Source organism: Klenkia sp. PcliD-1-E, from assembly GCF_024124375.1.
Classification (GTDB): Bacteria; Actinomycetota; Actinomycetes; order Mycobacteriales; family Geodermatophilaceae; genus Klenkia.
The window spans coordinates 1-10,630 of the sequence record NZ_JAMXRZ010000133.1 but is presented as its reverse complement, the minus strand read 5'-3'; the positions used below and the strand labels follow the sequence as shown (position 1 = coordinate 10,630).

11 protein-coding genes and 1 pseudogene are annotated in these 10,630 nt (G+C 73.9%); 8 read left to right on the top strand and 4 right to left on the bottom strand.

Features of this window, described 5'->3' with window-relative positions:
• Positions 1–122: 122 nt before the first annotated feature.
• Complete coding sequence (locus NH342_RS19640) at positions 123–347, bottom strand: hypothetical protein (protein ID WP_253017475.1); 225 nt, start codon at positions 345–347, stop codon at positions 123–125.
• A gap of 121 nt (positions 348–468) precedes the next feature.
• Between NH342_RS19640 and NH342_RS19635 the strand changes: the two genes are divergently transcribed.
• From NH342_RS19635 to NH342_RS19620, 4 genes are read left to right on the top strand one after another with little or no spacing between them, the layout of a single operon-like run.
• Complete coding sequence (locus NH342_RS19635) at positions 469–900, top strand: phage holin family protein (protein WP_253017473.1); 432 nt, start codon at positions 469–471, stop codon at positions 898–900.
• Positions 897–1,187 (top strand): DUF3618 domain-containing protein, encoded by a 291-nt coding sequence (locus tag NH342_RS19630; RefSeq protein ID WP_253017472.1) that lies wholly within the window; start codon positions 897–899, stop codon positions 1,185–1,187. The genes NH342_RS19635 and NH342_RS19630 overlap by 4 nt, the downstream gene beginning before the upstream one ends.
• The gene (locus NH342_RS19625) at positions 1,184–1,456 is read left to right on the top strand and encodes a DUF4235 domain-containing protein (RefSeq protein WP_253017471.1); all 273 of its coding nucleotides are present in this window, start codon (positions 1,184–1,186) and stop codon (positions 1,454–1,456) included. The genes NH342_RS19630 and NH342_RS19625 overlap by 4 nt, the downstream gene beginning before the upstream one ends.
• Positions 1,457–1,470: 14 nt before the next feature.
• Entirely contained in the window at positions 1,471–2,616 is a 1,146-nt protein-coding gene (locus tag NH342_RS19620) for a YihY/virulence factor BrkB family protein (protein WP_253017470.1), read from the top strand.
• 4 nt (positions 2,617–2,620) lie between these two features.
• On the opposite strand, the gene gcvT is transcribed toward NH342_RS19620, so the two are convergent.
• Complete coding sequence (gene gcvT / locus NH342_RS19615) at positions 2,621–3,757, bottom strand: glycine cleavage system aminomethyltransferase GcvT (protein WP_253017465.1); 1,137 nt, start codon at positions 3,755–3,757, stop codon at positions 2,621–2,623.
• Positions 3,758–3,794: 37 nt separating this feature from the next.
• Between gcvT and NH342_RS19610 the strand changes: the two genes are divergently transcribed.
• Positions 3,795–5,306 carry a leucyl aminopeptidase gene (locus tag NH342_RS19610; protein WP_253017463.1) on the top strand — a complete coding sequence of 504 codons (1,512 nt, stop codon included), beginning with the start codon at positions 3,795–3,797 and terminating at the stop codon, positions 5,304–5,306.
• A gap of 4 nt (positions 5,307–5,310) precedes the next feature.
• Here the strand turns inward: NH342_RS19610 and NH342_RS19605 are convergent, their stop codons facing one another.
• Positions 5,311–5,658, bottom strand: coding sequence for an oxidoreductase (locus tag NH342_RS19605; RefSeq protein WP_253017477.1), 348 nt, complete (start codon positions 5,656–5,658; stop codon positions 5,311–5,313).
• A gap of 209 nt (positions 5,659–5,867) precedes the next feature.
• Between NH342_RS19605 and lpdA the strand changes: the two genes are divergently transcribed.
• From lpdA to NH342_RS19590, 3 genes are all read left to right on the top strand, one after another.
• Positions 5,868–7,247: a dihydrolipoyl dehydrogenase gene (gene lpdA, locus NH342_RS19600; protein WP_253017461.1), complete on the top strand. Its 1,380-nt coding sequence runs from the start codon at positions 5,868–5,870 to the stop codon at positions 7,245–7,247.
• A 48-nt stretch (positions 7,248–7,295) separates the two neighbouring features.
• A complete protein-coding gene (gene sucB, locus NH342_RS19595; RefSeq protein ID WP_253017458.1) occupies positions 7,296–9,137 on the top strand; it encodes a 2-oxoglutarate dehydrogenase, E2 component, dihydrolipoamide succinyltransferase in 1,842 nt (613 codons plus the stop codon).
• Between the two features lie 123 nt (positions 9,138–9,260).
• Positions 9,261–10,166: a TIGR01777 family oxidoreductase gene (locus NH342_RS19590; protein ID WP_253017456.1), complete on the top strand. Its 906-nt coding sequence runs from the start codon at positions 9,261–9,263 to the stop codon at positions 10,164–10,166.
• 8 nt (positions 10,167–10,174) lie between these two features.
• On the opposite strand, the pseudogene NH342_RS19585 reads toward NH342_RS19590, so the two are convergent.
• Positions 10,175–10,630: pseudogene (locus tag NH342_RS19585) on the bottom strand (serine/threonine protein kinase); the annotation flags it as partial.

Sequence of the window (10,630 nt, the reverse complement as noted above, 5' to 3'; positions counted from 1 at the left end):
CATCCTCGCCCGAGCCTGGTGCCGCGTCATCTACCGCTGCTGGACCGACAACGCCCCCTACGACCCCTCAACCCACGGCGGCGCGCAACGCCTTCTCGCCGCCAGGGGTTGACACAGGGCTCTCAGGACGCCGACAGGCCCATCGGGCCGTAGACGACGGCGTCCCCGCGCAGCAGGGTGGCACTGGCCGCGCCGCGCTCCAGCAGCGTGCGCCAGTGCTCCCCGAGCCAGGACTCCGCCTCGCTCTGCGCGTCCTCCACCGGCACCTCCACCCCGAGGTCGCCGGGGTCGAGCACCGCCCCCGCCGGGTCGAGCAGCCGCCAGGTCCAGCCGGTGGGCGAGGTCATGGGAGCAGCGTAGTGACGGCGTACATCTGGGACCGTCCGGTGTCGGATACCCAGGGTTGATGCCAGATCACCGCGGGCATGGGCCTGTGCGAATCCGCACCCACCGCGCACAGGAGGTCCGATGAGCGGCTCCCCCGGGGCCCACGGCGCGTCCCCGTCCACCGACCCGTCCCGGTCCTCGACCGGTCAGCTGATCGGCGAGCTGCCCGAGCTGGTCACCCGGCTCGTCCGCGACGAGGTCCGGCTGGCCCAGGCCGAGGTCAAGGGCAAGGCCAAGAAGCTCGGCGTCGGCGCCGGGTTGTTCGGGGGGGCCGGGCTGGTCGCCCTGCTCGGGCTCAACGCACTGATCACCGCCGCGATCCTCGGCCTGGCCAACGTGCTGCCCGGCTACCTCGCCGCGATCATCATCGCCGTCGTGCTGTTCGCCGTCGCCGGCGTGCTCGCGCTGCTGGGCAAGAAGGACGTGCAGGACGCCAAGCCGCCGCTGCCGACCGACACCCTCGACAGCGTCAAGTCCGACGTCGCCGCCGTGAAGGGGAGCGCCACGCGATGACCAGCCGACCCGAGGGCGCGCACGGCCCGGGCGCACCGGACGTCTCCGGCCCCACCGAGCCCGACGAGATCAAGGCCGACATCGAGGCCACCCGCGAGCAGCTCGCCGCCACCGTCGACGAGCTCAGCCACCGGCTGGACGTCGGCTCCCGCGCCAAGGAGACCGCCGCCCGCACCAAGGACACCGCGGTGGAGACCTACCGGGAGAACCCGCCGGTGGTCATCGCCGCCGGTGTCGCGCTGGTGGCCGCCGTCGTCGGCCTCGCCGTGTGGCGGTCGCGTCGGTGAGCGCCGGGGCGAAGCTGGCCTACCGGCCCGTCGGCATCGCGGCGGGCATCGCCGCCGGTGCCATCTCCGGGCGGGTGTTCAAGGTCGTGTGGAAACGGATCGCCGACGAGGACGACGCGCCCGGTGCCATGCAGAGCGAGTACCGGACCTCCCACGTGCTGCTCGCCGCGGCCATCCAGGGCGCGATCTTCGCCGTCGTCAAGGCCGGGGTCGACCGGTTCGGCGCGCAGGCGTTCACCAAGCTGACTGGCTCCTGGCCGGGCGACTGACGGAGGTCGGACCCATGGACGGCATCAAGCGACCCGACAGCGCGGTGGACCGCATCCGCCAGCGTGTGGAGGAGAAGGCAGCCCGCCGGGCCGCCGCCCGGGAGGCTGCCGAGCGGGCCGAGGACAGCGGCCCGACGCGGGCGGCGACCGACCCACCGCAGGCGGAGGGGCGGGAGGGCCGGCTGCCGGGGGTGGATGCCGAGAGCCCCACGGAGATCCCCAAGCGCGGCTGGCAGCAGATCCTCAAGCGGGCGTGGGCGGAGAACAAGGCCGACAACATGCCGATCATCGGCGGCGGCGTGGCGTTCTTCGGCTTCCTCGCCATCTTCCCCACGCTGATCGCAGCGATCTCGCTCTACGGGCTCGTGGCGTCGCCCGCGACCGTGCAGAGCCAGGTGGAGAGCCTGCGCGGAGCGGTGCCGCAGGAGGTCCTGACCATCATCAGCGACCAGCTGGACTCGGTGGCCAGCGCGAACAGCGGGGCGCTGTCGGTCAGCCTGGTCATCTCGATCCTGGCGGCGCTGTGGTCGGCCTCGGGCGGCGTCAACAACCTGGTCACCGCCGTCAACATCGCCTACGACGAGGTGGAGACGCGCAACTTCATCAAGCTCCGGGGCCTGTCGCTGCTGCTGACCTTCGGCGCCATCGTGTTCGTGCTGCTGACCGTCTCGCTGGTGGCGGTGGCCCCCGTCGTCCTCGACGCCCTGCCGCTGGGCATCGTGGGCACGATCCTGGCCCAGGTGGTCCGGTGGGTGCTGCTGCTGGGGCTCATGGCGGGCGCACTGGCGATCCTCTACCGGCTGGCCCCCGACCGGGACGCCCCGAAGTTCCGCTGGGTCACCCTCGGCTCGGTCGTCACCACCCTGGCCTGGGTCGTCGTCTCCGTCGCGTTCAGCTTCTACGTCAGCAACTTCGGCTCCTACTCGGCCACCTACGGGGCCGTCGCCGGCGTCGTGGTGCTCATGCTGTGGTTGCAGCTGACGGTGTTCCTGGTCCTGCTGGGCGCGGAGATCAACGCCGAGACCGAGCACCAGACAGCGCAGGACACGACGCAGGGCGAACCGGTGCCCATGGGCGTCCGGCGGGCGACGGTCGCCGACGAGCTGCCCGAACCGCCGACCCCGGCGAAGGAGGACAAGGAGACCGCGAAGACCGGCTGACCGGTCAGCGCACGTGCGGCTCGACGAACGGCGGCTTGACCACCTCGACCGGTGAGGTGCGGCCGCGCACGTCGACCGCCAGCTCCGCACCCGGAGCCGGCTGGGCGGCGGTGTCGAGCAGCGCGAGGGCGATCCCGGCGCGCAGGGTCGGCGAGAAGGTGCCGCTGGTGACCTCACCGACCTGCGCGCCGGTGCCGTCCAGCACCGCCATGCCGGGGCGCGGGATGCCTCGGCCCGGGGCCCTCAGCCCCCACAGCTGCCGAGCCGGCCCTGCCTCGCGCTCGGCCAGCAGCGCCTCCCGGCCCCAGAACTCCGGCTTGCGCCAGCCCACCGCCCAGCCGGCTCGTGCCTGCACGGGGGTGATGTCGACCGAGAGCTCGTGCCCGTGCAGCGGGTAGCCCATCTCGGTGCGCAGGGTGTCGCGCGCGCCCAGGCCGCAGGGGCGGATCTGCTCGGCCTCGCCCGCCGCGAGCAGCGCGTCCCACAGCTCACCCGCCCGGTCGGCCTCCACCAGCAGCTCGTAGCCGTGCTCGCCGGTGTAGCCGGTGCGGCAGACCGTGACGTCGCCGGTGCCGGGCGTGCGGTCGAAGGACATGTAGTCCAGCGACCCGGGCAGCCCGACCGCTGCCAGCACCTCGGCCGACCGCGGTCCCTGCAGCGCAAGCACCGCCACCTCGGTGTGCCGGTCGGTTACGGACACCCCCTCCGGCGCCGCGGCGGCCAGCCGGCCGAGGACCTCGGCGGCGTTGGCGGCGTTGGGCACCAGCAGCACGTCGTCGACGTCGTGGAGGTAGGCGATGAGGTCGTCGACCACACCGCCGGCGCGCGGGTCGCCGTCGGGCAGGCAGCACAGGGTGTACTGGGCCTGCCCCGGGGAGATGCGGCCGAGGTCGTTGGTCAGGCAGCGGTCGACGAAGGCCGCCGCACCGGGACCGCGCACCGTGCCGGTACCCAGGTGGGAGACGTCGAAGAGCCCCACGCCCTGCCGCACCGCGGTGTGCTCGGCGATGACACCGCCGCCCGCGTACTCCAGGGGCATCGACCAGCCGCCGAAGTCAGCCAGCTTGGCGCCCAGTGCGAGGTGGCGCGCGTGCAGGGGCGAGGTCAGCGACGGGGTCGGGTGCGGGGTCGGCACGGTCACGGAGGCGACCGTAGCCGGGCCCGCCTAGGGTGGCGGGGTGCCGCCGACGATCTCCGCCACCGACCGCCCGCTCGAGAAGCTGACCGGCGACGCCGTCGTCGTCGGCGTCGGGAAGGGCCCGGACGGTCCCGTGACCACACCGGGTGCCGAGGCCGTCGACCGGCTGCTCGGCGGCCGGCTGATGGCCGCGCTGGCCGACCTCGGTGCCCGCGGTGGCGAGGACGAGGTCACCCGACTGGCCACCTTCGGGCAGGGCCCGTTCCCGGTGGTCGCGGTGACCGGGCTGGGCTCGCCCCGGCCCGACGGCGGGTACGGCTCCGATGCCGTGCGCCGCGCCAGCGGAGCGGCCACCCGCGCCCTGACCGGCCGTGCCTCCGTGGTCTCGCTGCTGGCCGCCGTCGGGGGCGCACCCGACGACGACCGGCTGCACGCCGTGGGGGAAGGGGCTCTCCTGGGGGCCTACGAGTTCACCGCCTACAAGTCCGACCTGCCGGCCGACCGCCCGGCACCGCCGACCTCGTTCGAGCTCGTCGTCCCCGACGCCGGCGCGGCCAAGAACGCACTGGCCCGGGTGCGGGCGGTCGCCGACGCCGTCGCGCTGACCCGGGACCTCGTCAACACCCCGCCCAACGACCTCTTCCCGGCCGAGCTCGCTGCCCGCGGGGCGGCCGCCGGGAAGCGGGCCGGCCTGTCGGTGGAGGTGCTCGACGAGGAGCAGCTCGCCGCCGGCGGGTACGGCGGCATCCTGGCCGTGGGCAGCGGCTCGACCCGCGGTCCGCGTCTGCTGCGGTTGTCCTACCGCGGCCGGCGCGCGCGCCGGTCGGTGGCGCTGGTCGGCAAGGGCATCACGTTCGACAGCGGCGGTCTGTCCATCAAGCCCGCGCTGAAGATGGAGGACATGAAGAGCGACATGGCCGGCGCCGCGGCCGTGATCGCCACCGTGTGCCTGGTCGCCGAGCTCGGCCTGCCGGTCGACGTCACCGCCACGGTGCCCATGGCCGAGAACCTGCCCTCGGGCAGCGCCTACCGCCCGGCAGACGTGGTCACCTTCCGCAACGGCAAGAAGGCCGAGATCACCAACACCGACGCCGAGGGCCGGATCATCCTGGCCGACGCGATCGCCCGGGCGGCCGAGGACTCCCCCGACTACCTCATCGAGACCTCCACGCTCACCGGCGCGCAGACCGTGGCCCTGGGCAGCCGCACCGCCGGCGTCATGGGCAGCGACGACCTGCGCGACGCGGTGGTGGCCGCCGGTGGCCGGGTCGGCGAGCCGATGTGGGCGATGCCGCTGCCGGCCGAGCTGCGCCGCGGCCTGGAGTCCGCGACCGCCGACTTCGTCAACGCCAACCCCGACCGGCTCGGCGGCATGCTGGTGGCCGGCCACTTCCTCGCCGAGTTCGTGCCCGCCGGCCTGCCCTGGGCGCACATCGACGTGGCCGGGCCGGCCTACAACACCGGCCGGCCCCACGGCTTCACGCCGGTCGGTGGTACCGGGGTGCCGGTGCGGACGATGCTCGCCACGATCGAGGCGCTCGTCGAGGGGTGAGCCCTCAGTCCAGCTTGTTCTTCTGCCGCGCCGACCAGTCGCGCATCCGCTGGGGGTAGCCGGTGACCTGGGCGTCGTAGACCGGGATGCCCAGGTCCCGGGAGAGCGAGCGTCCGACCTCGGGGCCGGCGATCCGCCGCCGGGTCCACTCGCCGTCCGCCGCCACCAGCAGGATGGTGGTCTCGGTGACCGAGGTGCGTGGTTCGACGTACCCCTCCACCCCGCGTCGGCTGGCCACGAACTGCTCGATGTGGCTGAGGTCGGCCTTGCCGGAGGCGCGGTCCAGGGTGCCGCGCCGGTCGCCCCGGGCGCCCTGCCCGCTGGCCGGACGCCGGCCCCGCAGCCGATCCATGAACCCCACGACCTGCTCCTCCCGTGCACCTCGGCCGGTCGGCGCCCCGACCGCGCGGGGCGCCCGACGCGGCGCCCAGGGAGCCAACGGAGCAGGTCGGGTGGGCGTTCCCGACAGGTGGCAGGATGGGTGCCGCACTCCCCCGCACCTGGTCGCCCGGGCACGACCTGCCTGCCGCCGACCGCGCCGTCCCGCACCGAGGAGAACCCGTGAGCGCACCCACCCAGACCGCCGACCTCGTCATCCTGGGTGGTGGGTCGGGGGGCTACGCCGCCGCCCTGCGCGGCGCCGAGCTCGGCCTGTCGGTCGTGCTAGTCGAGAAGGACAAGGTCGGCGGCACCTGCCTGCACCGGGGCTGCATCCCGACCAAGGCCCTGCTGCACGCCGCCGAGGTCGCCGACTCCGCCCGCGAGGGTGAGCAGTTCGGAGTCAAGACCTCGCTGGCCGGCATCGACATGGCCGGGGTCAACGACTACAAGGGCGGGGTCACCGCCAAGCTCTACAAGGGCCTGCAGGGCCTGATCAAGAGCCGCAAGATCAACTACGTGGAGGGGGAGGGCCGGCTGGTCTCCCCGACCGCGGTGGCCGTCGGCGACACCACCTACGAGGGCAAGCACGTGCTGCTGGCCACCGGGTCCTACGCGCGCAGCCTGCCCGGCATCGACATCAACGGCACGACGGTCATCACCAGCGACCAGGCCCTCGAGCTCGAGCGCGTGCCCAGCTCGGTGATCATCCTCGGTGGCGGCGTCATCGGCTGCGAGTTCGCCAGCGTGTGGAAGTCCTTCGGTGCCGACGTGACCATCATCGAGGGCCTGCCCCACCTCGTCCCGCTCGAGGACGAGGCCTCCTCGAAGCTGCTGGAGCGCGCCTACCGCCGCCGCAAGATCGACTTCTCGCTGGGCAGCCGGGTCTCGAAGGTCACCCCGGGCTCGGACGGCGTCACGGTCGAGCTGGAGAACGGCAAGTCCTACGAGGCCGAGATCGTGCTCGTCGCCGTCGGCCGCGGCCCGGTCAGCGAGGGCCTGGGCTACGAGGAGGCCGGCGTCGCGATGGACCGCGGTTTCGTCCTGGTCGACGAGTACATGCAGACCAACGTGCCCACCATCTCCGCCGTCGGCGACCTGGTGCCCACCCTGCAGCTGGCGCACGTCGGCTTCGGCGAGGGCATCCTCGTCGCCGAGCGGCTGGCCGGCCTGCCGGTCGTGCCGATCGACTACGCCGGCGTCCCGCGGGTCACCTACTCCGAGCCCGAGGTCGCCTCGGTGGGCCTCACCGAGGCCCAGGCCAAGGAGAAGTTCGGCGAGGTCGAGGTCGTCAACTACGACCTCGGCGGCAACGGCAAGAGCCAGATCCTGAAGACCTCCGGAGCGGTCAAGCTGGTGCGGGCCAAGGACGGGCCGGTCGTCGGCGTGCACATGGTCGGCAGCCGGGTCGGCGAGCTCGTGGCCGAGGCGCAGCTGATCTACAACTGGGAGGCACTGCCCGACGAGGTGGCCTCCCTGATCCACCCGCACCCCACGCAGAGCGAGGCCGTCGGCGAGGCCCACCTCGCGCTCGCCGGCAAGCCCCTGCACTCGCACAGCTGACCCGACCGTCCCCCTGAACCACCCCTGACCTGAGGAGAACTGCACTCGATGCCGACGTCCGTCACGATGCCCGCCCTGGGCGAGAGCGTCACCGAGGGCACCGTCACCCGCTGGCTCAAGCAGGAGGGGGACACCGTCGAGGTCGACGAGCCCCTCCTGGAGGTCTCCACCGACAAGGTCGACACGGAGATCCCCTCGCCGGCGGCCGGTGTCCTGACCAAGATCGTGGTCGCCGAGGACGAGACGGTGGAGGTCGGCGCCGAGCTGGCCGTCATCGGGGGCGAGGGGGACGGCGGCGGTTCGTCCTCGTCGGGGGACCAGCCGGCCGAGGAGCCCGCGGCACACGCCGCCCCCGAGCCCGAGAGCGCTCCGGAGCCGCAGGCCGAGCCCGAGCCGGCCCCGGCGTCCTCCGGCGGTTCGGACGGCGGCTCCGGTGAGGGCACCCCGGTGACCATGCCGGCGCTGGGCGAGAGCGTCACCGAGGGCACCGTCACCCGCTGGCTCAAGCAGGAGGGGGACACCGTCGAGGTCGACGAGCCCCTCCTGGAGGTCTCCACCGACAAGGTCGACACCGAGATCCCCTCCCCGGCCGCCGGCACGCTGACCAAGATCCTGGTCGGCGAGGACGAGACCGTCGACGTGGGCGCGCAGCTGGCCGTCATCGGCGGTGGCAGCGGCGCTGGGTCCGCCCCGGCGGCCGCACCGGCGGAGGAGGAGAAGGCCCCGGAGACGTCGCCGGAGCCGGCCCAGCAGGCCGACGGCGCGCAGGCCCAACCCACCCCGGACAAGGCCGAGGTCTCCTCCGAGACCCCGGGCGCCGACTACGGCTCCAGCGGTGCACTGCCCGCCCAGTCGCCGACCTCGGAACCGGCTCCGCAGGTCGCCCCGCAGGCGCCGGCCCAGCAGGCGCCGGCACCCTCCGGTGACGGCGGCGGCGCCTACGTCACGCCCCTGGTGCGCCGGCTCGCCGCCGAGCACGGGGTCGACCTCTCCTCGGTGTCGGGCACCGGCGTCGGTGGGCGCATCCGCAAGCAGGACGTGCTGGCCGCGGCCGAGTCGGCCGCGCCGGCCGCCCAGGCCACCTCCCCGGCGCCCTCCGCCCCGGCGGCGCAGGCACCGGCTGCCTCCCGGCCGACGCCGTCGGTCCCCGCACCGGACACCGCGCTGCGCGGCCGCACCGAGAAGCTGTCCCGGCTGCGCTCGGTGATCGCCAAGCGGATGGTCGAGTCCCTGCAGATCAGCGCCCAGCTGACCACCGTGGTCGAGGTCGACGTCACCCGGATCGCCAAGCTGCGCGACCAGGCCAAGGCCGACTTCGCGGCCCGCGAGGGCGTCAAGCTGTCGTTCCTGCCCTTCTTCGCCAAGGCCGCGGTCGAGGCGCTCAAGGCGCACCCGACCGTGAACTCCTCGCTGGACATGGAGGCCGGCACGGTCACCTACCACGACGCCGAGAACCTCGGCATCGCGGTGGACACCGAGCGCGGGCTGCTGGTGCCGGTCATCCAGGGCGCCGGTGACCTCAGCATCGCCGGCATCGCCCGCAAGATCGCCGACCTGGCCGAGCGGACCCGGACCAACAAGGTGACCCCCGACGAGCTCGGCGGTGGCACCTTCACGCTGACCAACACCGGTAGCCGGGGCGCGCTGTTCGACACCCCGATCATCAACCAGCCGCAGGTCGCGATCCTGGGCACCGGTTCGGTCGTCAAGAGGGCGGTCGTGGTGCAGGACGAGGACCTGGGCGAGGTCGTGGCGGTGCGCTCGATGGTGTACCTGGCCCTGTCCTACGACCACCGCATCGTCGACGGCGCCGACGCCGCCCGCTTCCTCACCACGGTGAAGGACCGGCTGGAGGCCGGCGCGTTCCACGGTGAGCTCGGCCTGAGCTGAGCCCACCCGCACGACCACCTCGGGCCCCGGCGGACTCCGCCGGGGCCCGACGTGCCCTCCGGCCCCGTTGCGGGCACGCTGGAGGACGTCGATCCACCCCCGACCCGGAGGACTCCCCAGACCATGCGCATCGCGGTGACCGGTTCCTCCGGTCTGGTCGGCACCGAACTCGTCCGCACGCTGACGGCCGACGGGCACGACGTCCGCCGTCTGGTGCGCCGGACGCCCCGCACGGCCGACGAGCACCGTTGGGACCCCGCCCACCACCAGCTCGACGACGGGGTCCTCGCCGACGTCGACGCGGTGGTCAACCTGGCCGGCGTCGGCATCGGGGACAAGCGCTGGACCGACGCCTACAAGCGCGAGGTCCTCGACAGCCGCGTGGACAGCACCACCACCGTGGCCGCCGCACTGGCCCAGGCGGCGGCGGCCGACCCCGACCGGCCCCGGGTGCTGCTGTCGGCCTCAGCGGTCGGCTACTACGGGGACGGCGGCGCCGAGGTGCTCGACGAGCGCAGCCCCGCCGGGAGCGACTTCCTCGCCGACGTCTGCGTCCAGTGGGAGGCCGCGACCGCGCCCGCCGAGGCCGCCGGCATCCGGGTTGCACACCTGCGCACGGGCCTGGTGCTCGCGCGCGGCGGGATGATGGCCAAGATCCGACCGCTGTTCCAGCTCGGCGTGGGCGGGAAGCTCGGCTCCGGTGACCAGTGGTGGCCCTGGATCAGCCTGCGCGACGAGGTCGACGCCATCCGCTTCCTGCTCACCGCCGACGTGGCCGGGCCGGTCAACCTCACCGGACCCGAGCCGGTCACCAACGCCGCCTTCACCGAGGCCCTCGGCCGGGTGCTGCACCGACCCACGGTGTTGCCCGTCCCGGGTTTCGCGCTGTCGGCGGTGCTCGGTGAGTTCGCCCGTCTCGGGGTGCTGGCCGGTCAGCGGGCCCTGCCCCGGGTGCTGATGGAGGCCGGGTTCACCTTCACCCACGGCGACGTCGAGTCGGCCCTGCGGTGGGCGCTCGACCAGCACTGACCCCGGCGTCACGGCAGTGCCTCCGCGGCGCTGATCCGCCATCCTGACTCCCCCGGGACCAGCGTGAGCGACACCGCGCGGTCCCCGCGGCCGGCCATCTGCTGAGCACCGGTCGCGGACACCAGCACGTAGCCGGGCACCCGATCGACCACGCGCAGGCGCACCCCGCCGGGCACCGGCACCGCGTCGGAGACCGAGAGCACGTCCGGGGCGAAGCCCTCGAGTTGCTGCCCGGCTGCGGACAGCGCGGTCGACCAGGCGGCGTCCGCCTCCAGCAGGGGACTGCCGGGGGCGAAGGCCCCGGCCAGGGCAGCGGGGTCGGCCGCGGTCAGGGCAGCCGCGCGGCGGGCGTACAGCTGGGCGAGCACCTGCACCCAGCCCGCGTCGTCGGAGGGGGTCGCCGGGGCGCCGGCCGCCGAGAGCCGCACGGGGATCGAGTAGGACGCCGAGGTGACCGGCCCGCG

Coding starts and splice junctions, on each gene's coding strand:
- NH342_RS19620 (WP_253017470.1), top strand. CDS start 1,471: ATGGACGGCATCAAGCGACCCGACAGCGCGGTGGACCGCATCCGCCAG.
- sucB (WP_253017458.1), top strand. CDS start 7,296: ATGCCGACGTCCGTCACGATGCCCGCCCTGGGCGAGAGCGTCACCGAG.
- NH342_RS19640 (WP_253017475.1), bottom strand. CDS start 347: ATGACCTCGCCCACCGGCTGGACCTGGCGGCTGCTCGACCCGGCGGGG.
- NH342_RS19590 (WP_253017456.1), top strand. CDS start 9,261: ATGCGCATCGCGGTGACCGGTTCCTCCGGTCTGGTCGGCACCGAACTC.
- NH342_RS19630 (WP_253017472.1), top strand. CDS start 897: ATGACCAGCCGACCCGAGGGCGCGCACGGCCCGGGCGCACCGGACGTC.
- NH342_RS19635 (WP_253017473.1), top strand. CDS start 469: ATGAGCGGCTCCCCCGGGGCCCACGGCGCGTCCCCGTCCACCGACCCG.
- NH342_RS19605 (WP_253017477.1), bottom strand. CDS start 5,658: ATGGATCGGCTGCGGGGCCGGCGTCCGGCCAGCGGGCAGGGCGCCCGG.